General features: G+C 43.4%; 19 protein-coding genes. 6 read left to right on the top strand and 13 right to left on the bottom strand.

Annotated features, from left to right (window positions below; translation table 11 throughout):
* The first annotated feature begins 15 nt into the window (after positions 1-15).
* Both RH86_RS04890 and RH86_RS04885 read left to right on the top strand, forming a co-directional pair.
* Positions 16-1,050 carry an extracellular solute-binding protein gene (locus tag RH86_RS04890; RefSeq protein ID WP_009385330.1) on the top strand — a complete coding sequence of 345 codons (1,035 nt, stop codon included), beginning with the start codon at positions 16-18 and terminating at the stop codon, positions 1,048-1,050.
* Positions 1,051-1,227: 177 nt separating this feature from the next.
* Positions 1,228-2,265, top strand: coding sequence for an extracellular solute-binding protein (locus RH86_RS04885; protein WP_005597982.1), 1,038 nt, complete (start codon positions 1,228-1,230; stop codon positions 2,263-2,265).
* A gap of 102 nt (positions 2,266-2,367) precedes the next feature.
* On the opposite strand, the gene cobB is transcribed toward RH86_RS04885, so the two are convergent.
* A complete protein-coding gene (cobB, locus tag RH86_RS04880; RefSeq protein WP_005597984.1) occupies positions 2,368-3,102 on the bottom strand; it encodes a Sir2 family NAD+-dependent deacetylase in 735 nt (244 codons plus the stop codon).
* A 120-nt stretch (positions 3,103-3,222) separates the two neighbouring features.
* On the opposite strand from cobB, the gene RH86_RS04875 reads away from it, so the two are divergent.
* A complete protein-coding gene (locus RH86_RS04875; RefSeq protein WP_006710900.1) occupies positions 3,223-3,402 on the top strand; it encodes a hypothetical protein in 180 nt (59 codons plus the stop codon).
* 63 nt (positions 3,403-3,465) lie between these two features.
* Here RH86_RS04875 and RH86_RS04870 read toward each other — a convergent pair whose 3' ends face one another.
* From RH86_RS04870 to RH86_RS04825, 10 genes are all read right to left on the bottom strand, one after another.
* Entirely contained in the window at positions 3,466-4,686 is a 1,221-nt protein-coding gene (locus RH86_RS04870; RefSeq protein ID WP_009385329.1) for an ammonium transporter, read from the bottom strand.
* Positions 4,687-5,101: 415 nt separating this feature from the next.
* Positions 5,102-5,518 (bottom strand): hypothetical protein, encoded by a 417-nt coding sequence (locus RH86_RS04865; RefSeq protein ID WP_009385328.1) that lies wholly within the window; start codon positions 5,516-5,518, stop codon positions 5,102-5,104.
* On the bottom strand, positions 5,502-6,557 hold the full coding sequence (locus RH86_RS04860; RefSeq protein ID WP_009385327.1) for a formate dehydrogenase subunit gamma: 1,056 nt from the start codon (positions 6,555-6,557) through the stop codon (positions 5,502-5,504). The genes RH86_RS04865 and RH86_RS04860 overlap by 17 nt, the downstream gene beginning before the upstream one ends.
* Positions 6,558-6,571: 14 nt before the next feature.
* The gene (fdh3B, locus tag RH86_RS04855) at positions 6,572-7,180 is read right to left on the bottom strand and encodes a formate dehydrogenase FDH3 subunit beta (protein WP_005599033.1); all 609 of its coding nucleotides are present in this window, start codon (positions 7,178-7,180) and stop codon (positions 6,572-6,574) included.
* 11 nt (positions 7,181-7,191) lie between these two features.
* Positions 7,192-10,047: a formate dehydrogenase subunit alpha gene (locus RH86_RS04850; protein WP_009385326.1), complete on the bottom strand. Its 2,856-nt coding sequence runs from the start codon at positions 10,045-10,047 to the stop codon at positions 7,192-7,194.
* A 15-nt stretch (positions 10,048-10,062) separates the two neighbouring features.
* Positions 10,063-10,260 (bottom strand): twin-arginine translocation signal domain-containing protein, encoded by a 198-nt coding sequence (locus tag RH86_RS04845; RefSeq protein WP_005599038.1) that lies wholly within the window; start codon positions 10,258-10,260, stop codon positions 10,063-10,065.
* Between the two features lie 62 nt (positions 10,261-10,322).
* The gene (locus RH86_RS04840; RefSeq protein ID WP_009385325.1) at positions 10,323-10,949 is read right to left on the bottom strand and encodes a molecular chaperone; all 627 of its coding nucleotides are present in this window, start codon (positions 10,947-10,949) and stop codon (positions 10,323-10,325) included.
* Between the two features lie 9 nt (positions 10,950-10,958).
* Complete coding sequence (locus RH86_RS04835; RefSeq protein WP_009385324.1) at positions 10,959-12,620, bottom strand: 4Fe-4S dicluster domain-containing protein; 1,662 nt, start codon at positions 12,618-12,620, stop codon at positions 10,959-10,961.
* A 299-nt stretch (positions 12,621-12,919) separates the two neighbouring features.
* A complete protein-coding gene (locus RH86_RS04830) occupies positions 12,920-13,630 on the bottom strand; it encodes a DUF3306 domain-containing protein (protein ID WP_009385323.1) in 711 nt (236 codons plus the stop codon).
* Positions 13,620-14,069 carry a DUF3305 domain-containing protein gene (locus tag RH86_RS04825; RefSeq protein WP_005599046.1) on the bottom strand — a complete coding sequence of 150 codons (450 nt, stop codon included), beginning with the start codon at positions 14,067-14,069 and terminating at the stop codon, positions 13,620-13,622. The genes RH86_RS04830 and RH86_RS04825 overlap by 11 nt, the downstream gene beginning before the upstream one ends.
* A gap of 352 nt (positions 14,070-14,421) precedes the next feature.
* Between RH86_RS04825 and RH86_RS04820 the strand changes: the two genes are divergently transcribed.
* Together RH86_RS04820 and RH86_RS04815 are read left to right on the top strand one after the other, a co-directional pair.
* Entirely contained in the window at positions 14,422-15,252 is an 831-nt protein-coding gene (locus RH86_RS04820; RefSeq protein WP_009385322.1) for a formate dehydrogenase accessory sulfurtransferase FdhD, read from the top strand.
* Positions 15,253-15,436: 184 nt separating this feature from the next.
* Entirely contained in the window at positions 15,437-17,326 is a 1,890-nt protein-coding gene (locus tag RH86_RS04815; protein WP_009385320.1) for a methyl-accepting chemotaxis protein, read from the top strand.
* Between the two features lie 196 nt (positions 17,327-17,522).
* Here the strand turns inward: RH86_RS04815 and RH86_RS04810 are convergent, their stop codons facing one another.
* A complete protein-coding gene (locus RH86_RS04810) occupies positions 17,523-19,115 on the bottom strand; it encodes an ABC-F family ATPase (protein WP_009385318.1) in 1,593 nt (530 codons plus the stop codon).
* A gap of 143 nt (positions 19,116-19,258) precedes the next feature.
* Between RH86_RS04810 and RH86_RS04805 the strand changes: the two genes are divergently transcribed.
* Entirely contained in the window at positions 19,259-20,074 is an 816-nt protein-coding gene (locus RH86_RS04805) for a hypothetical protein (RefSeq protein WP_009385316.1), read from the top strand.
* Between the two features lie 156 nt (positions 20,075-20,230).
* On the opposite strand, the gene RH86_RS19970 is transcribed toward RH86_RS04805, so the two are convergent.
* Positions 20,231-21,118 (bottom strand): LysR family transcriptional regulator, encoded by an 888-nt coding sequence (locus RH86_RS19970; protein ID WP_009385314.1) that lies wholly within the window; start codon positions 21,116-21,118, stop codon positions 20,231-20,233.
* Between the last annotated feature and the right edge of the window lie 102 nt (positions 21,119-21,220).

Below are 21,220 nucleotides of genomic sequence, written 5' to 3'. Positions count from 1 at the left end.
TGGAGACTAACGTCGATGAAAAAATGGGCTACTCTATTAGCTGGTAGTGCATGTGCGCTTTCACTGTTCTCTGGTTCAGTTGCAGCGGACGAAAACAAAGAATTGGTATTTATGAACTGGGGTCCTTACATTAATAGTAATATCCTAGAACAATTTACCGAAGAAACTGGCATCAAGGTTATCTACTCGACTTATGAGTCGAATGAAACTTTGTACGCGAAGCTAAAGACCCATAACCAAGGTTATGATCTTGTCGTTCCTTCTACGTATTTCGTTGCGAAAATGCGTGATGAAGGCATGCTACAAAAGATCGACAAGTCAAAGCTGACTAACTTGAAAAATCTAGATACTAACTACCTAGATAAACCATTTGATCCAAACAACGACTACTCTATTCCACACGTTGTTGCGATCACAGGTCTTGCAGTTAATACCGATATGTACGATCCAAACGACTTCCAAAGCTGGGCTGATCTATGGAACCCTGAGCTTGAAGGTCAAGTAATGCTAATGGACGATACTCGTGAAGTATTCCACATTGCACTGCGCAAATTGGGCTACTCTGGTAACTCAACTGATCCAAAACAAATCGACGAAGCATACGCAGAACTTCAAAAGCTAATGCCAAACGTTCTACTGTTCAACTCTGACAACCCAGGCGCGCCTTACATGTCAGGTGAAGTTGGTGTTGGTATGCTTTGGAACGGCTCTGCTGCTGCGGCGCAAAAAGAAGGTCTACCTCTGAAACTTGTCTTCCCTAAAGAAGGCGGTATCGGTTGGGTAGATAACTTTGCTATCTCTTCTGGTGCGAAAAACGTAGAAGCAGCTCATAAGATGATCGACTTCCTACTTCGTCCAGAAATCGCTGAGCAGATTTCTAGCGACACGGGTTACCTAACAGCTGTTAAAGCGTCTAACGACAAGTTCCAAGACGTTGCACCGCTGTTCCCATCTCAAGAAGATCTTGACCGCGTAGAATGGCAAGACTCTGTAGGTGATTTGACTGTGAAGTACGAAGATTACTTCCTTAAGCTTAAAGCTGGTCAATAATCCAGATTGAAACAATAAAATAGGCAGCATTCGCTGCCTATTTTTATTTTGTGCTGATATAATCACGCCTGCTAATTTTCTCATTTAGCAATAAACAACTTTTTATACTCAATACTACTCAGAGGATGTTATCAGGATTGATAATGTGCTGATTTAGTAGGATAAAACGGAAATATAATGAAAAGTAAAATCTATGCAGGCGCATTATGCGCAGCTAGCCTATTCGCCACTTCAGCGATGGCTGCTGATCAAGAACTTTACTTCTACAACTGGTCTGAATACATTCCAAACGAAGTTCTTGAAGACTTTACAAAAGAAACTGGTATCAAGGTAATCTACTCTACGTACGAATCTAACGAAAGTATGTACGCGAAGTTGAAAACTCAAGGTGCTGGCTATGACTTGGTAGTACCGTCTACTTATTTTGTATCAAAGATGCGCAAAGAAGGCATGTTACAAAAAATTGACCAGTCAAAGCTGTCACACTTCGCAGATCTAGATACAAACTTCTTAAACAAACCTTTTGACCCAAACAATAGCTACTCTATCCCTTACATCTGGGGTGCGACCGGTATTGGTATCAACTCAGACATGCTAGACAAATCATCTGTATCAAAATGGGGTGATTTCTGGGACAGCAAATGGGAAGGTCAATTAATGCTGATGGACGATTCACGTGAAGTGTTCCATATTGCATTAACTAAACTAGGTTACTCACCAAACACGACGAACCCTGACGAGATCAAAGCCGCTTACGAAGAGCTTAAAAAGCTAATGCCTAACGTATTAGTATTTAACTCAGACTTCCCTGCTAACCCATACCTTGCCGGTGAAGTTTCACTAGGCATGCTTTGGAATGGCTCTGCTTACATGGCTCGTCAAGAAGGTGGCAAGATCGACATCATTTGGCCAGAAAAAGGCGCTATCTTCTGGATGGACAGCCTAGCAATCCCAGCGGGTGCAAAAAACGCGGGCGCGGCACACAAGATGATCGACTTCCTACTACGTCCTGAGAATGCAGCTAAAATCGCACTAGAGATTGGTTACCCTACTCCAGTGAAAACAGCTCACCAGCTACTTCCAGAAGATTTTGCAAACGATCCAAGCATCTTCCCTCCACAAGAAGTAATGGATACCGGCGTATGGCAAGATGAAGTCGGTGAAGCAAGTGTGCTTTACGACGAATACTTCCAAAAACTAAAGGTTGATAACTAACCTTGTTTATTGGATAAAAAAGAAAAGCGGCTTGAAGCCGCTTTTTTTATTTGAATGCAAATCATCGATCTTAAGACATCGCTACACGATGCGAACAATACCTTATATCACGCTCTTAATATCTGAGACTGCAAGTAGCTCTTCAACTAAGCGCGGCACTTCCACACTCGCTTTACCATAACGCTTTTCTTCAAACTCACTTTCAACTGCACTGGGTTCTAAATTGATTTCTATTGTGTGTGCGCCATGCATACGTGCATCGTGAACAAAACCCGCAGCGGGATAAACAACACCGGATGTGCCAATTGAAATGAACAGATCAGCCTTTTCTATCGCCGCGTAAATGTCACCCATTCTTAACGGCATTTCACCAAACCAAACAATGTGAGGTCGCATCTGTGCTGGGATCTGGCAACAATGACACAGTTCGCCAGTTTCAATGTTGCCCGTATGCTCAATCACTTGATTCGATTCACTGCAGCGTGCCTTCAATAACTCGCCATGCATATGGATAATATTTTGGCTACCACCACGCTCATGCAAGTTATCAATATTTTGCGTAATCACCGTTACAGAGCCATCTAACTGTTGTTCTAACTGGCCTAAAGCGATATGAGCGGCGTTGGGTGTCACGCCCTCACCTTGCAGTTTTTTGCGGCGTTGATTATAGAAATCCTGAACTAAATCAGGATCACGCTCAAACCCTTCCGGAGTCGCCACGTCTTCTATACGATGATTTTCCCATAGGCCATCTTGGGCACGAAACGTTTGAATTCCAGACTCGGCTGAGATACCTGCACCAGTTAGTACTACAATATTTCTATAAGGGAAATTCATAACCATTCCTTGTCATTCTTTTTCTTAAGCTTAACACTGAAAGAATAACTACAGTAGTAATATGGATTAGACCATGGTCGTATGAATTCGGGTTTGATTTGATTTTTGAGAGGATAAACAATGATAAAAGCATCTCTAGTGCTACTAATGCTGACTAGCTTAGCGGGCTGTCAACTGACCAAAGTTGAGGGTGAAATTGATGATGTTGAAGTAAAAGTAAGCACAAAAGACAGTGATAAGCGCCATGACGGCGATTACAAATTCTGCCCACCTGGACAAGCTAAAAAAGGCAATTGCTAAGAGTGGCATAATCTGACGTACTGCCACTCTTTTTAGACATATAACTAAGAGCTCAAAATTCGTTTAGTCTTCATTGGTAGACGAAATCTTATGAATCGATAGGTCGGCCCCATTAAACTCTTCTTCTTCCGACAATCGCAAACCAGTTACGGCGTTGATCGCACCATAAACTGCAAGTGCACCTAGTACAGCAACGCTGATGCCTAACGCCGTTCCTAACAGTTGTACTGTCAAGCTAACACCACCTAACCCTCCGAATGCCGTTTGGCCAAAGATGCCCGCAGCAATTCCACCCCACGCACCGCACACACCATGTAGGGGCCAAACACCAAGTACATCATCGATCTTGGTTTTATTCTGCAGGTAGGTAAATAGATAAACAAATAACACGCCAGCTACCATGCCTGTTGCCAAAGCGCCAATAGGATGCATTAGATCTGAACCGGCACACACCGCCACCAAGCCAGCTAAGGGGCCATTATGAATAAAGCCTGGGTCATTTTTACCTGCAATTAATGATGCAACAATACCGCCCACCATCGCCATTAATGAGTTCATCGCCACAAGTCCACTAATGCCTTCCAGCGTTTGCGCTGACATAACATTAAAGCCAAACCAGCCCACCGAAAGAATCCATGCACCTAGCGCCAGAAATGGGATATTGGAAGGTACAAAGTTGGTGTGCTTACCAGCGCGAATCCGGCCTTTGCGCATACCTAAGAAAATGACCGCAACGAGAGCAATCCAGCCACCGACCCCATGCACCACTACCGAGCCGGCAAAATCATGAAATGCAGCGCCAAACTCAGCTTCAAACCAAGCCTGCACGCCAAAGTTGCCATTCCAAATCATGCCTTCAAACAATGGGTAAACCAATCCAACGGTAAAAAATGTCGCAATTAATACCGGATAAAAGCGCGCACGTTCAGCAATACCACCTGAAACTATCGCAGGAATAGCCGCGGCAAAGGTAAGCAAAAAGAAAAATTTAACCAACTCGTAACCGTTACCTTGAGATAACGTTTCTGCATCAGCAAAAAAAGTGCCTCCATAGGCAACCCAATAACCGATAAAGAAATAAGCGAGTGCGGAAATGCCGAAATCGGCGATAATTTTAACCAAGGCGTTAACCTGATTTTTTTGGCGCACCGTTCCCACTTCAAGAAACGCAAAGCCTGCATGCATCAAAAAAACCATAATCGCGCCAAGTAATAAAAATAGCGTATCAGAACTTTGAGTCAGTGTTTGTACAGCGCCATTTACTTGGCTGGCAGTTACACTCATTATTTTTCTCCATCATTTAATCACGCACTAATCCTGTGCAAACTAAACCTGTTTCACCAATTTGGTCACATTAGGTAGTTAGTGACAAACAGAGCAATTTGTATTCCAATTGTTAACAAAGGTATTCTTAACTTAAATAATCCTTTAATATCACGGCGTTAGAATTAGAATTTAATCATGCAGAATCTTTTAGATCACTATGCATGCACTACTATGGTGAAATAACACTAAGATGGTGCACGTAATTTGTGCATTGAAGGTATGTTTGAGCATGGTTAAGATCACGACAAGCTTGTGAAACGTACTTAGACGAAGAGATAAAAAGTTGAGTAGCCACATGGGCGAATTCAATGTGTCGGCATAAAAAAAGCCAGTCTATTTAGACTGGCTTCTACTATTTACTTAGCTCTATCGTTTACAGGTTTGGACCTGTCGATGGGCTATGAGGTTGATTGTTTCTCAACTGACGCATACCCTGCAGCATACGCATGAACCAAACAAGGATCGCAAGGCCCGCAAGTACCATTCCGATAATTGGGATCACGTAAGCGACCTTATCAAGGAGGTTATTGTGGAACCAGTAATGTTCAATACCTGCCAAAACACCATTCGAAGTCGCAACCGTGACAATCAATACAACGAAGAATGTTAGGTACAAGAAGAAAGAACGAATCAAACCGTAATAGTGAGAATTAATCAACTCACCATCTTCGTTTTTATCCAAACGATAGCCTGCGTAAACAATCGCCATGACACCAGAAATCAAAAAGGTAAATGGTGTTAGAAAGCTAAGGAAATACGCGACCCAAATACCATTATGATGCTTGTTCATCGCTCTTCGCTCCTTTTGCTAATCCATTGTCCTGCTGTGACGCTGCATCCGGCATCGCTTCGTTAGATTTCACTTCAGCATACCAAAGGTCATGGTGCTCTTTTGCCCACGTTTCATCAACTTCACCCGTTACCATACCTTCAAGTGCACCTTCCATACCGAATAGACCGATATAGATGTGGAAGATAAAGCCACAGATCAAGATAAGAGCCGATAGCATATGTACAAGGTTAGAAATTTCCATATCACGACGAGTTTGACCGAAAATTGGGAAATCCAGAACCAAGCCACTTAAAGCAACCGTTGCACCAAAGACAATCAACAACCAGTAAATTGCCTTCTCACCACCGTTCGAGAAACCAGCAGATGGATGCGTTCCTTTATGTTTACCAACCATGCCGCCCATTTTCATGAACCAACGCATGTCTGTCATATTCGGAATCGATTTGCGCCACCACTTGAGTAGAACAATCATCAACAGAACAAAGAACAGTGGGCCAATATAATTATGGTATTGTTTTGCCAACATGATGACAAAACCCCAGAACTCAGTTGGAACATATGGTTTGAGGAAGTGCTTACCGTATACCAGCATCAGACCACTAAAGGCCAACGTTAAAAAGGTAAACGCCATACTCCAGTGCAATGCACGATCCCAGCGTGACCAACGCTTCATCTTTTTGCCAGTGCGCGGCTTACTTAGCATCAATGGGCCAACGAAAACGTAAGCCATGATAACCATCATAATACTACCGAAGATAGCAACGGCACCCGCTGGCGACATCCACTTCTCTTTCAGTACATACCATGTTGCACCCGGCGTACTGATCAGAACGCCATGCTCTGGTGATTTAGAGGTCGTATACCCTGCCTCACCTGCACGTACTTCCTTCCAAAAATCAGCACCCGCAAGCTGTGTCATCTCTGTTTGATCTACTGGCGCTGACTCTTTCGCTGCCGCAGGCAGAGATAGAGCCAACGTCAGTGCTGCCAAAAATGGCAGCACAAAAAGAGATAGACGTTTAAATATAGGGGTCATATCTCTCTCCAGAGTTAACTTTTAGTCGCATCGTAAGAAAGATCGTTGCCGTCTGTCCAACCTGCGTTTTTCGCGCCACGTTCAACAACACGCTGGCGGAAGATGTCTGAAATTTTTTCAGCATCACCGGCAAGCAGTGCTTTCGTTGAACATAGTGAAGCACACATCGGTAATTTACCTTCTGCAATACGGTTAGAACCGTATAGCGCACGCTCTTTTTCAGAACCTGGTTCAGTATTTGGACCACCGGCACAGAAAGTACACTTATCCATTTTACCACGCTCACCAAACGATTCTTGTTTAGGGAACTGAGGCGCGCCAAATGGGCAAGCAAATAGACAGTAACCACAACCGATACAAAGATCTTTATTGTGTAATACGATGCCATCTTCTGTGTGTTCGAAACAGTCTGCAGGACAAACTGCCATACAAGGCGCATCTGAACAGTGCATACATGCTACAGAGATAGAGTTTTCACCCGGCTCACCATCATTCAGGGTAACAACGCGACGGCGTTGGATGCCCCATGGCACAGCTTCAGTATTTGCATTCTTACATGCAGTGACACAGCCGTTACATTCGATACAGCGTTTGGTGTCACAAAGGAATTTCATTCTAGCCATTTTGGGAGTCCTTACGCTTTGCGAATATTACAGAGAGTCACTTTAGTTTCTTGCATCAAAGTGACAGGGTCATAACCGTAAGTGGTCGCCGTGTTGGCCGCCTCGCCAATTACGTAAGGAGCTGAACCTTCAGGATATTTATCAAGAAGACTCTCACCTTCGAATTTACCACCGAAGTGGAATGGCAAGAATGCAAGACCAGGCATAACACGAGGAGTTACCATCGCTTTCACCTTAATACGGCCTTTCTCTGCACCTTCAACCCAAACGTCATCGCCATCTTTGATGCCAAGGTCATTTGCGTCTTTAAGGTTAATTTCAACAAACATTTCTTGTTGAAGCTCTGCAAGCCATGGGTTAGAACGCGTTTCTTCACCACCACCTTCGTACTCAACCAAACGGCCAGAAGTTAGGATAATCGGGTATTCTTTCGATTTATCTTGTTCCTGGATTGATTTGAACAATGTTGGCAGACGGAAAATCGCTTCTTTATCGTCCCACGTTGAATATTCAGCAAGAAGATCACGACGTGGCGTGTACAGTGGTTCACGGTGTAGAGGAACACGGTCCGGGAACGTCCATACGATTGCACGTGCTTTCGCGTTACCAAATGGGATACAACCGTGCTTAATCGCAACACGTTGAATACCACCTGATAGATCGGTCTTCCAGTTTTTACCTTCAGCAGCGGCTTTCTCTTCTGCTGTTAGGTCATCCCACCAACCAAGCTGTTTTAGTAGCTTATCGGTAAATTCAGGGTAACCATCTTTGATTTCACAACCTTTTGAGTAGCTATCTACTGCAAGTAGGCTCTGACCTTCAAATTCAACACCAAAACGCGTACGGAAGTTACCGCCACCCTCTGCAACCGTCTTCGACGTATCGTAAAGAATGTGCGTACCAGGGTGTTTCATTTCAGGCGTACCCCAACATGGCCAAGGTAGACCGTAAGTCTCGCCATTTGCTGGGCCACCTACCGCTTCAAGCGTTGTGAAGTCGAAGGTGTGCCAGTTTTGTTGGTGCTCTTTCAAGCGTTCAGGGCTTTGACCTGTGTAACCAATTGTCCACATACCTTTGTTAAATTCGCGGGTAATGTCTTCAATAACAGGTTGATTGTTTTCAACTTTAATGTTCTTAAACAGCTGCTCAGAAATGCCTAGCTTTTGTGAAAGCAGGTACATGATTTCGTGGTCAGGTTTAGAATCAAACAATGGTTGGATCACTTGATCACGCCATTGGATTGAACGGTTTGACGCTGTCACACTACCGTGAGTTTCAAACTGAGTCGTCGCAGGAAGCAGGTAAACACCGTCAGTACGATCGTTCATTACTGCTGCTACTGTTGGATATGGGTCTACAACAACCATCATATCTAACTTCTGCATCGCTTTTTTCATCTCAGTACCACGGGTCTGAGAGTTAACAGCGTGGCCCCAGTAGAACATGGCACGAATGTTTTCGCGTTGACGGATCTTATCTTTATTCTCTAGAACGCCATCAACCCAACGAGAGACAGGAATACCTGCACTGTTCATTGGTTTTTGACCTGCGTAAGAGTTGTTGTCGAAGCGGCCGTGAACCCAGTTATAATCTAGATCCCACACTTTCGACCAGTGACGCCAAGCGCCTTCAGATAGACCGTAGTAACCTGGTAGCGTGTCAGATAATACGCCAAGGTCAGTTGCGCCCTGTACGTTATCGTGACCACGGAAAATGTTTGCACCGCCACCTGATTTACCCATGTTACCTAGTGCAAGCTCAAGCACACAGTAAGCACGAGTGTTGTTGTTACCCGTGGTATGCTGAGTACCACCCATACACCAAACAACACAGCCAGGACGGTTTTCAGAAAGCAGTTTCGCCGTTTCGAATACTTGAGCTTCCGCTACGCCAGTAACACGCTCAACTTCTGCTGGAGTCCATTTCGCCACTTCTGCACGAATTTCATCCATACCGAATACACGTTGGTAGATAAACTCTTTATCTTCCCAATTATTCGCAAATACGTGCCATAGCACACCCCATACGAAGGCAACGTCAGTACCTGGACGAAGTGATACATAATGGTCAGCTTTCGCAGCTGTACGCGTGCGACGCGGATCAGCAACAACGATCTTACAGTTGTTCTTCTCTTTCGCGATTAAGATATGCTGCATCGCTACTGGGTGCGCTTCTGCTGGGTTTGAACCGATGAAAAGCATCGATTTACAGTTGTGCATATCATTAAATGAGTTTGTCATCGCACCGTAACCCCAAGTGTTTGCAACACCGGCTACTGTGGTTGAGTGACAAATACGCGCTTGGTGGTCAACGTTGTTGGTACCCCAAAGCGACGCCATTTTACGATACAGGTACGCCTGTTCGTTGTTGTGCTTTGCACTGCCCAAGAAGTAAACTGAGTCAGGGCCAGATTCTTCACGAATCTTAAGTGCCTGCTGGCTGATCTCTTCTAGTGCTTGTTCCCACGAAAGCTTCTTCCACTTGCCGTTTTCAAGCTTCATTGGGTATTTTAGACGACGTTCACCATGGCCATGCTCGCGCAATGCTGCGCCTTTTGCACAGTGACCACCAGCGTTAAATGGGTGATCGAAGGCTGGCTCTTGGTCAGTCCATACGCCATTTTGAACTTCAGCGTAAACACCACAACCCACAGAACAGTGTGAACAGATAGTACGCTTCTGCTCTACTTTTGCTTCTGGATCGACAGTTTTCGCTTCTGCCTTTTTCATCATACCTGGTGCAAATAAACTTGCGCCAACTACCGCGCCACCAGCCGCTAATGAAGAATTTCTCATAAACGTACGGCGTGATACACCAAGTTGATTTTGCTCTTTGCTCACCGTATCGGAGCGTTTCACTAATTTCATGCGCTAAGCTCCAAATTACAGTGAGTCGTAATAATCGCGAACATGCTGAGTTTCACGATAACCGGTCTTCTTTTCGTCAGATTTAATTTCTACAGTTTCTGCTGCAGTTGCCACTTTGGTTGTACCAGCGACAACTGCACCAGCGACGGCAGCAGTCGTTAAGCCTTTCAGGAGATCCCTGCGGCTTGTATTAATATCATTATTATCTTTCATTATTGCTTCCTTACCCTCAGGTAGTTTTTTTTGGGGGCTTACCGCCCCTCTTATCGATGGTATTACTCGTACTCAGTTACGTTTTTCACATCAATTTTTAAATGCTTGTTGCTCTTGGTATTCTTACTAAACTGCACTTGCTCTAGGGTGCCAAATGCACGCAGCAATGCCGCAACAGAACGATAAAAGTCCGCACTCTTTGCGCCTTCTATTTGCTGTGCGAACGCGTCATACCAAGTCGCAATATGTTTGTTAAAAAAGGCTTGCTGAAGAGCAAGATCTTCTTCAGTCAACATTGCCATGACTTCGCACAATGCTGAAATATGATCTTCTGGCTCTTTGATTTGATCTTCACGCTCAAAACCAAGCAACTCAAGATCGTGGCGGATATCAGCTAATGGTTTCTCCATTAATGATCCCGTCATATGCCAAGAACCGAATAGAACCGCTTCACCACGGCCAATGCCAATAAATAGATTTTGGTATTCTTCGTCTAATGCATCACGATCGGCATTTTGTGCCGCTTCTTGGAGTGCCAACCACGCTTTTTGCATCGCACTTTCACTTTGCTCAACGTCTAAGGCGGCAAGAAACTCAATCAATTCTTCGCTTGGTGCTTGACGAAATAACGTAGCGAGCAAAAGATAAATATCGCTGCGTAGTGATTGTTGTTCGTTAGTGTTTTCCACGCACAGCTCCTAGTATTTCAATTGGTTAGTTGGATCTTTCGCCATGCTTTCAAACATGTCGATCACACGACAGTCTTCACACATAGCAATACGACCAATGGCCGCTTCGTTATCAAAATGTGAGTGACCGCGTAACTTTGATTGCAACATATCAATCATAGACTGAGGTGCAAACGGTTTGTGACAACGTGTACATTCCGCCGCTTTCTCTTGATGAATAATAGTCGCTTTTTGACGAGACTCTTTATCCCAGTTAAAGCGAGGGGTTAAAGTCAGAACGTTTTCAGGACATGCTTTTTCGCATAAACCACATTGAATACAATCTTGCTCAACAAACTTAAGTGATGGTGATTGACCATCGGTATGCAATGCACGTGTTGGACAAACGGCCACGCAACTCATACAAAGCGTACAATCTTTACTTTCACATTCCACGCTACCGTATGGCGCGTTTGCTGAAAGCTCTACAACGTTCTCTACTGGAATACGAGAAATCGCTAAAGCATCAAGCGCTGTGAATAGACGTTGACGTTTATTACCTTCCAAATCCCCTAATGCAAGATCAAATGAATCTGTACATAGTGTTGGAGGTCCTTCACGAAGTGATTCTAGATATAGGATATCAATACACTCTTTCTGAATACCAAGTTGACTCAGTAGCTCTTGAGCCATTGAGACTTCATTATTCAAAATACGAATGATGGTTGGCGGCATAAAACGACTCGCCGCAAACAGTACTTGGGTTGCACCATTAACAAGCGCCGCAAACCAAGTATCAATACCAATAGATGGCAACTCTTCAACCACGATTGGGATAACGTTATCTGGTAGCGCTCTAAGCGCCATTACGTTGTAACTTTCATGGCGAGAACTACAAATCAGAACGATAGGATCTTGACCGCCCGCTTTTTCATAATTCGCTAAGGTGCGCTCAATGAATTTTTGCGTGTCATCAGGATTGGGTAGCGCGTAATGAATTGCTTCTGTTGGACAAGCTGTCGCACAAGTCCCCACTCCTTGACAAAGGTATGGGTTAATCTCGATATGGTGACCGCTTTTATCATCGCCTTGACTGGTTAGAGCGCCAGCTGGACAAGCATCAACACAACGCTCACAACCTTTTACACCACGAGAGCTGTGTGCACATAGGTCAGTATCGAGACGGAAAAATTTTGGTTTATCGAAGGTGCCCATTAAGGTTGGGATCTCTTCAAGCGCATCAGCCAGTTTTGGATAGCCGCGACCAACTGGGTAATAGCCAGGAACAGGCACTTCTTCGTTCATACAACTATTTAGACAAAGGTCCAAAACCACATCAAAACAATCGTGACCAATAGCGACTTCCGCCAAGTTACTGCGAAGTAAGTTGTTCTCGATAGTCACCTCAAAGGTGCCTAGAAAACCCGTTACTTCAACTGAATTAGCATAATAAAGTTGGCTATGCGTTCCCTTTTCACCATCAGTAGAAAGAAGCGTCAGGCTTTTCATTTGCGACAACTGTTGCGCCGCACTTTCAATGATGGTCGTAGGACCAACGATAAGCGTATTACCACCACTTTCATAACTGACCGTTGGTGGGATCAGGTTGGTTAACTCGACGGTGTTATCAAACGCATAAAGTCTCGCCTTACCGTTTGCAGTTGTTGCTTGTTCTAATAGTTGTTTTAGCATCGCTCAGTTCCAGGGTTTAAGCAGATGAATTTAACTTCGTTTATCACGACGAAATTTTTCTATCTACTTAATAGCAAATGCCGTACCAACTTTTATTTTAATCAATATCAATAACTTAAAGATGAAAATGAGACATAAGCATACAAAAAAAGCCCAGTGAGACAATTTGTCCCACTGGGCTTTTTGTTCTGTTAGTCAAAATGTACCTATTTTCAGTGTGGTATATTTTGTCTCACAGATAGAGGCCGTTTGTTTCGTCTCGCTTTTCATCTAGCGCAATGCTAACAGAATCCGATTATCTAATTGCCCTTATCTTCGGTTTCATTCTGAGCGCTCCAAGCGTGAGAGTGACTATCCCCATCTATAGAAGTATCCGTTTTAAAAGTATCCGCACTATTCGCAGTTACGAGAGGATCTACCTCTTCTTTGTCTACGCCCTCATCCAGCGACTGTTCATGCTCGTCATTATCTTCTGTCGCAGAGTCTTCTTTCTCTGTCGATTGAATAACGTCTGCTTCTTCTGTGACTTCAGAATCTATTAACGCCGCTTCTTCCTCTTCCGGCTTCTCTTTTACCCAATCACGTAATGTCTCTGCAACACCTTGTGACAAGGCTTTTAGGTTACTGTAATCCTCATCATAGTCATCTAAACCATCACGAATATTAAACTCTTCAGACATAAACAACTTACGCATCGCAGCTTTCTTGGCGCTCTCTTCTACTTGAGAAACCAGCAAATTGGCCAGCGACATTTTCTCAGGATCTTGTTCCTCTGCTGAAGCGACCTCTTGCTCTGCTTCGCTATTAGGCAAATTGTGTTCGGTTTTCACCGCTGACTGATCGGCTTCTGACGCCAATGCTTCTGGTGCATCACCAACATCAACTGAAGAATCGTCTGCGGCAGGTTCAACCTCTACGGCTGACGCTTCAATTCGTTCTTGTTCGCTTGGTTCATCGGTCTCTTTGTTGAGTTTACGTTGAGACCAACGGCTAAAAAAGTTAGTTGCCATTTGAACGTCCTGCACCTTTGCGTTTCTTACGTCGTGTTTCTAGTAGTTCACCATGTCGACCAATAAAGGCCTCCATCCACGCTTGGATAGGTAAAGGCATGTCATTCGACAACACCAAATAGTCACCATCCATAAATTGCGCTGCGACGCTCTGAGAAGCGGTTAACGTAACAACGTTCACTTCGTCATTGCCGTTGAAGTTATCAAGTATTAAGAACAGTTTCGGCTGCTGTGAACTAAGGTTGAAACGGTAATCGGTACGCTCATCGCGATGCAGTTGCAATAGCGTCAGGCGATCACTTTGTTGTTCAGGTTTAATATTAAACCCCACCAATTCTTGCTGTGTGGTGGTCCACATACCGGTTTTGATTTCACGAGCAACCAAATCGCATTCGACTGGCCAAATATCGTCAGTTTTCTCAAGCGTTAAAATGGACATAGTTCACCTTTGTTTATCGTTATACTGCCAACTCATGCGTTGCTTAAGCAATATTTGTTCCCGTTACCTCAAGATGAAACAACTAAATACCCTCTCGCTTTGATATTACGCCGTTTTGGGCATCTTAGCGTAATGAAAATCCGCACAATTAGCATTAGAATAAATTCTAGCTGATGACGGCTTAACCTGACAATCTCACACAAATTACCCTCATCGCATTCATTTAATCATAAATGGGGTACAGTAATTGCTTAAATGAAAGCATAAGTACGTCAAATTTACGCTTGTAATGACTTTTATCCACCTTGTCTGACATCAGTATTCAGGCCAGTGATTAGCAATAGGAACTACCGTGGTTAAACCAAATATAATTAAAACCAGTGAAAATCCACTACAAACCATTGAAGTAGAAGTGTATGACGAATACGGTGAAAAACTGACTAAGCAGATTGCCTGCGAGCGCCCTCTTACTGTAATGCTTAATTGGCGTGAAGTAGTTACCTTGATGACTCTTGGTTCGCGCCCAGAGTCTCTTGTGCTTGGTTACTTAAAGAATCAAAGTTTCCTGTCTGATCCTGCCGCTTTAGAGTCAGTGATCATTGATTGGGAAACCAATTCAGCCGCCGTGATCACCAAAGAAAATACCGAACATATTGAAAGCGCACTCAAGAAAAAAACGGTTACCTCAGGTTGTGGCCAGGGCACCATGTACGGCAACGTGATGAAGCAGCTTGAAAATTACCAAGTACCTCAAACGCCAATCAAACAGTCGGAGATCTATACTGCGCTAGAAGCCTTAACGCATTATAACGACACCTACAAAAAAGCCGGTGCAGTGCACGGTTGTGCGATTTGCCATGGTGATCAAGTCTTGTCGTTTGTTGAAGATGTAGGCCGCCATAACGCCGTTGATACCCTAGCAGGTGAAATGTGGATTAATGAAGACAATGGCGATGGTAAGATTTTCTATACCACCGGCCGTTTAACTTCTGAAATGGTGATCAAAGTGGCACAGATGGGAATTCCTGTGTTGTTGTCGCGTTCTGGTGTGACACAAATGGGACTCGATTTAGCACAAAAATTTGGTATCACGACCATTGCTCGTGCTAAAGGTTTGCGTTTCCAAGTGTTTACCGGAGCAGACAAAATTACCTTCGATGTCAAAGGTCAAAGCGACGAATAAGCTCCCTATTTTGATCCTCTTCTAATAAAAGCCCCAGTAAAATCGGGGCTTTTTGATTTCTGTTACGAGTTGCAAAACCTTTCTGCACTGCTATTAGTTTAATATCCGCTTACCACAAATTTCACTAACACAGTGAGCCATAAAATAAAGCGGTCCTTAAACGTCATCAGCTAGGGAGGTGTCTATGTCTCAGTCACCAAGTATTTTGCGCGCTCTAAATGGAATTAGCATTCGTGCTAAATTAATCTTACTTAATGCTGTACTCATTATTGGAGTCATCTGTTACGGTTTTTTTGAACAGTACAGTCTCAACAACCTACATGAATTAGAACTTGCCTCGGTTGAAAACACTGCAGCTGAAGTGGATCTTCTCACTTTACGCCGCCACGAAAAAGATTTTCTCGCTCGTCACGAACTTAAATATCACACTCGCTTTAATGAGACATTTACTCGCCTAATGACACGTTTGAATGACCTAGAATCCCGCATCCAACAGCATGGCCTTCAACTCAACGACCGCATGACGGTTATTCGCGATACGCTTACCGGTTATCAAAGCAAATTTACTCAGTTGGTCAATCAAATTGAAGCTATCGATTCACAAAGTAATCCCAACTCGCTGATTGCTAAGTTGCAAACCGCCCGTGAGGCGCTCAAAAAGAGCGTTGTTTCACTCGATAACCTACAAGCTAAGGTTGCCCTATCATCAGTACTTGAGAATGACTTTAAGTATTTAGGAAAACCCAGTGAACAAGCCGAGTTAGATTTGTCGCAAGATCTGCAACGTTTCCATCAAACTTATGCTCGTCATCCTTCTTTGAGCATTGCTTTTGATGACTATCAACAAGCATTGGTTAACTTGTTCAATAGTTACAATACGCTTGGCCTTACACCGAGTGAAGGCTTGAGAGGTGAACTACGCAGTAACGTTCATCAAACAGAAGCAGAGATTCTCGCGTTACAAACTGAAATTGAAATTGCGATTAATGAGGCGTCTGATAAAACCAAAATGCAATTACACCTTTTTGGTGCAGGTCTCGCCTTTGTCATTTCCGCTCTGCTAATGATGATTGGGCGCAGTGTGCTGAATCGGATACGAGACATTAATTTCATGATGCGTGATATCGCGAGTGGCAATGGTGACTTAACAGCGAGAATGAATGCCGAAGGCAACGATGAACTCGCGCAGTTAGCTAACTCGTTTGACAGCTTTATTTCCAAGTTACATGGGTTAATCAAAGATGTGGCGAACGTAAAGAATGTTCTTAACCAAAGTTCTGTTGAAAGTGAGCAAGCAGCGTCGAATAGCATTAATAATGCCGAACAACAGAAGGCTGAGTCTGAATCTGTCGCAACCGCGGTCAATGAATTAGTACAAACCAGCAATGAAATCACCAGTAATATTGAACATGCAGCCAGCAATGCCTCACGGATGAAAGAAGAGTCACATCGAGCACTCGAAATCACCCACACTGCAAGTGGCAGTATGCAAAATCTCGCCAACGACATAGCCAACTCTCAAAGCTTGATTGAGCAGTTAGAAGAGCAAAGTCGTGAAATCAATTCGGTGATCTCAACCATTCAAGGCATAGCAGAACAAACCAATTTATTAGCGTTAAATGCAGCTATCGAAGCGGCGCGAGCTGGTGAGTATGGCCGAGGATTTGCGGTTGTCGCTGATGAAGTGCGTGATCTTTCAATGAAGACTGATAACTCAACTCGCCAAATTGAATCGACCATCAGTAACCTGACTGATCGTATCCATAGCACAGTGCGCATCATGTCGGACAGCCAACTGCAAGCTGAGTCGACCAAGCAAGACACTTTATTGGTCGTCGACGCAATTGATAGCGTTAATCAGCAAATTGAAGATTTGTTTAATATGAATGCGCAAATCGCGACCGCCTCTGAAGAGCAATCGATGGTGTCAGCTGAAATTGATCGTAACATCACTCAAATTGCCAACCTTGCTAACGATACACACCGCGAAGTACAAGGGTCAGTGACATGCAGTAAGCAGGTCAGTGAAGTGAGCTTAAAACTGGATGCGATTGTGGCGCAATTTCGCTATTAAATGGGCACTGGTGATTTGACGTCTTAATTTAGATTAATCGCTTAGCTTATCTGCTAGGGAAAATTGGGAAATATTCATAAATTCACATAACTACGCAGCAAGTAAGCAAAAACCCCGGGTTAGTAATCCTAACTCGGGGTTTTTTATGCATTATTTCGTTTAGCCTTGCAGAACGACAAGACTAATAAAATGTCATTTACGCATCGATACCACGGTGTTTTTGGTATTCTGCATAAGTACCACGGAAATCGTGGATCTTACCATCACGGATCTCAAGGATACGAGTTGCTAGTGAGTCTACGAAGATACGGTCGTGCGATACGAAGAACAAAGTGCCTTTGTATTCTTCAAGAGCCGTGTTTAGCGCTTCAATCGATTCCATATCCATGTGGTTGGTTGGTTCATCCATTAATAGCATGTTTGGTTTGTGCATCATTAGCTTGCCAAGCAGCATACGACCTTGCTCACCACCAGACAGTACTTTTACTGACTTCTTGATATCGTCTTGACCAAACAACATACGACCTAGGAAACCACGAACGACTTGTTCGTCGTCGCCTTCTTGGCGCCATTGGCCCATCCAATCCGTTAGGTTTAGATCTTCTGCAAAGTCATGAGCATGATCCTGCGCGTAGTAACCAATGTTGGCATTTTCAGACCATTTGAACTCACCGCTGCGTGGCTCTAGTACGCCTGCTAGTGTGTTCAATAGTGTTGTTTTACCCACACCGTTTTCACCGATGATCGCAACACGCTCACCCACTTCGAAAATTGCATCAAAGTTGCTGAACAGATCCTCATCAAAGCCTTGTGTCAAACCTTCCACGTTTAGTGCGTTACGGAATAGTTCTTTAGACTGTTCAAAACGAATGAATGGGTTTTGACGGCTTGATGCTTTAACTTCATCAAGTTGAATCTTATCAATTTGTTTTGCACGTGATGTTGCTTGTTTTGCTTTCGATGCGTTTGCAGAGAAACGTGCAACGAACGTTTGCAGTTCAGCAATTTGTGCTTTTTTCTTCGCGTTGTCAGACAGTAGACGTGTACGAGCTTGCGTTGCCGCAGTCATGTACTCATCGTAGTTACCTGGGTAAACGCGCAGTTCGCCGTAATCCAAGTCAGCCATGTGAGTACATACTGAGTTTAGGAAGTGACGGTCATGCGAGATGATGATCATGGTGCAGTTACGTTGATTTAGTGTATCTTCCAACCAACCGATTGTGTCCATGTCCAAGTTGTTCGTTGGTTCGTCTAGTAGCATGATGTGCGGGTCAGCAAATAGAACCTGAGCCAATAGTACACGCAGTTTCCAACCAGGAGCGACTTCGCTCATTAGGCCGAAATGTTGCTCTAGAGGAATACCTACTGCAAGAAGAAGTTCGCCCGCTTTAGACTCAGCCATGTAGCCGTCCATTTCAGCGAATTCAACTTCAAGATCGGCCACTTTCATACCATCTTCTTCACTCATTTCTGGTAAAGAGTAGATACGATCACGCTCTTGTTTTACTGCCCAAAGCTCTTTGTAGCCCATGATCACAGTATCGATTACTGTGAATTCTTCGTAAGCAAACTGATCCTGGTTTAGCTTTGCTACACGCTCGTTTGGATCGTAGCTTACGTTACCTGCGCTTTGCTCTAACTCGCCGCTCAGGATTTTCATAAAGGTCGATTTACCACAGCCGTTCGCGCCGATAAGACCGTAACGGTTCCCCTCGCCAAACTTAACCGAGATGTTTTCAAAAAGTGGCTTAGCGCCAAACTGCATGGTGATATTGTTTGTTGAAATCATAAGGTTTCACCCAAAATAAATTTTGTGCGAAGTCTATCACATCTCTATCCCTAGTTACGAAAATTTCAATCAGAGAATTTTGTCACATATTCGATTTCATTAATCTGCTAATGTGCAGATTTATACATTGAGGCTATTTTATAGTGAACAATACGAACCTAGACAGCGTTGAAGATGTCGCAACAAATCAACCTGTAGCATATGAGAACTCTGAAAGAAAGTTAGCTTCGCCAGTTAACGAAAAGCTGCAAAATAAGCTTTTAGGTCCACTATGCGATGAAATAGGAACAGATTTTTTGACGCTATATCAGCTAGCAAAAGCAAAGCTGTTAATGAAGGCTGCAAACAAATCGCCCAGCTATGAAAATGACCATAAAAAAGCAAACCCACGTGTAGCCGTTGATGTCATAATGAATGGATCTCTTACTTCATCTGAAATATGTGCTGAATATTTTGGAGGTGCTTTAGCTAGCAGTCGAACCAACGATGGTGAAAATGATGATGCATTACATTATGTTTCAATCATAAAAACGCTATCATCTAGACAGTTGAAATTACACTACATTATCTACAACGCGTTTAACAAGCACTTAGTAAGGAACAACAAAGATTTCAACATCCATGTTTCTGGTGAAATGAAAAATAACAATATCATCTTTCTATATACCGAACTATTTACAACTTTAGGATTTGATTTCAATGAAAGCTTAAATATTCTTTATAAAGAAGGATTAATCCAATCTTGGGAAAGCAGGATCGAAATAGATACTAACCTCAATCATGTAAAGGTTATACCTACTTTAACTGGACTTGCTCTTTATTGTGTCGCTCACAATAAACTCAACAATATTGAATCATTCAAGAAAATAGAATTTGGGGATTTTGAGGAAATTACACTTCCATCGTATAGTACGGACTCAATGACGAATCACAAATGTAAGTTCGTAGCATCAGAATAAAATGCTACGATATCGACAAGGTGTAAATTAATCCACTGTCGAATACTGTGATATTCGCTGTGGAGATCAAAACCTGTATCCTAATTCGTCAAAAAACCGCGCAACGTTACTTATAAAGTCCTCTAACTGCAAGTGTTGATTTCAGTTTCGCCTCATTTAAGAGTCGACCCGCTCTTCGAACCATGCTTTAAAGAACTCAATAAACTTATGTACCTTTACTGGGGTATGTTCTCGCTCGGGATAAACAAGACTCACTGTAAGTGCACCATCATCATATTGTGGCAGCAAAACCTCGATTTGTGGATTATTAGCAAAGATATAACACGGTAAAAAGGCAATCCCCTGATGATTATCGACCAAGTGATGCACAAGGTGGGCAGAATTAACACGGATACGATGACGAATAGTGACCTTTTCTAGCTGTTTATTTTTACAAAAAGTAAAAGTGCCATTATTCGCATATCGATGAACGATAATTTTTAGTTGTGTCAAATCCTGAGCGCTATTTGGTCTGCCATGCTGTTCGACATAACGCTTAGAAGCGACCAATTTAAAGGGCATCTTACCTATGTAACGATATATAAGATTAGAATCGGGTTGAGCGGAACTGGCGCGAACACAAAGATCATAACCTTCTTCTATCAAATCAATAAAACGATCATCAACTAATATATCCAAGTCTATATTGGGGTATTTATCCAAAAACTGAGCCATCATTTCTGCGGTCGCTTTTTCTCCTAATACACTCGGGATACTTACTCTCAACTTTCCCGCTGCGCTGCTGGTTTGCTCAAGTAGTTCGCTTTCAGCCGATTCGACTTGATTTAGTATAATTAGGCAGCGCGATAAGTATCGTTCTCCCGCCAATGTCAGCGCGGTAGTGCGCGTGGTTCGTTGTAATAACCGAGTTTCCAGTTGGCTTTCAAGATCAGCGATATGTTTACTGACATAGGAAGGCGAGGTATTAATCTCGTTAGCCACTTTGGTAAAGCTACCCGCCTGTGCCACTCTAACAAACAACTGCATCGAGGTAAGTTTATCCATTTACTTCCCTATTCCCTTTATCACTTTCTGAGAGTCTTGAGCGCCTTATCTCCACCAGCATCCAGCCAGTATTTCCATTTTAGAAAAAGACATTCCTCATAG

The organism is Vibrio sp. N418 (assembly GCF_000222565.1).
Lineage (GTDB): Bacteria > Pseudomonadota > Gammaproteobacteria > Enterobacterales > Vibrionaceae > Vibrio > Vibrio scophthalmi.
The sequence above is the reverse complement of the archived record's forward strand: the minus strand, read 5'-3'. Positions and strand labels throughout refer to the sequence as shown.

What these genes read in the sequence shown, in the direction of transcription:
- RH86_RS04890 (WP_009385330.1), top strand. Translation starts at nt 16, where the DNA reads ATGAAAAAATGGGCTACTCTATTAGCTGGTAGTGCATGTGCGCTTTCA.
- RH86_RS04885 (WP_005597982.1), top strand. Translation starts at nt 1,228, where the DNA reads ATGAAAAGTAAAATCTATGCAGGCGCATTATGCGCAGCTAGCCTATTC.
- cobB (WP_005597984.1), bottom strand. Translation starts at nt 3,102, where the DNA reads ATGAATTTCCCTTATAGAAATATTGTAGTACTAACTGGTGCAGGTATC.
- RH86_RS04875 (WP_006710900.1), top strand. Translation starts at nt 3,223, where the DNA reads ATGATAAAAGCATCTCTAGTGCTACTAATGCTGACTAGCTTAGCGGGC.
- RH86_RS04870 (WP_009385329.1), bottom strand. Translation starts at nt 4,686, where the DNA reads ATGAGTGTAACTGCCAGCCAAGTAAATGGCGCTGTACAAACACTGACT.
- RH86_RS04865 (WP_009385328.1), bottom strand. Translation starts at nt 5,518, where the DNA reads ATGAACAAGCATCATAATGGTATTTGGGTCGCGTATTTCCTTAGCTTT.
- RH86_RS04860 (WP_009385327.1), bottom strand. Translation starts at nt 6,557, where the DNA reads ATGACCCCTATATTTAAACGTCTATCTCTTTTTGTGCTGCCATTTTTG.
- fdh3B (WP_005599033.1), bottom strand. Translation starts at nt 7,180, where the DNA reads ATGGCTAGAATGAAATTCCTTTGTGACACCAAACGCTGTATCGAATGT.
- RH86_RS04850 (WP_009385326.1), bottom strand. Translation starts at nt 10,047, where the DNA reads ATGAAATTAGTGAAACGCTCCGATACGGTGAGCAAAGAGCAAAATCAA.
- RH86_RS04845 (WP_005599038.1), bottom strand. Translation starts at nt 10,260, where the DNA reads ATGAAAGATAATAATGATATTAATACAAGCCGCAGGGATCTCCTGAAA.
- RH86_RS04835 (WP_009385324.1), bottom strand. Translation starts at nt 12,620, where the DNA reads ATGCTAAAACAACTATTAGAACAAGCAACAACTGCAAACGGTAAGGCG.
- RH86_RS04830 (WP_009385323.1), bottom strand. Translation starts at nt 13,630, where the DNA reads ATGGCAACTAACTTTTTTAGCCGTTGGTCTCAACGTAAACTCAACAAA.
- RH86_RS04825 (WP_005599046.1), bottom strand. Translation starts at nt 14,069, where the DNA reads ATGTCCATTTTAACGCTTGAGAAAACTGACGATATTTGGCCAGTCGAA.
- RH86_RS04815 (WP_009385320.1), top strand. Translation starts at nt 15,437, where the DNA reads ATGTCTCAGTCACCAAGTATTTTGCGCGCTCTAAATGGAATTAGCATT.
- RH86_RS04810 (WP_009385318.1), bottom strand. Translation starts at nt 19,115, where the DNA reads ATGATTTCAACAAACAATATCACCATGCAGTTTGGCGCTAAGCCACTT.
- RH86_RS19970 (WP_009385314.1), bottom strand. Translation starts at nt 21,118, where the DNA reads ATGGATAAACTTACCTCGATGCAGTTGTTTGTTAGAGTGGCACAGGCG.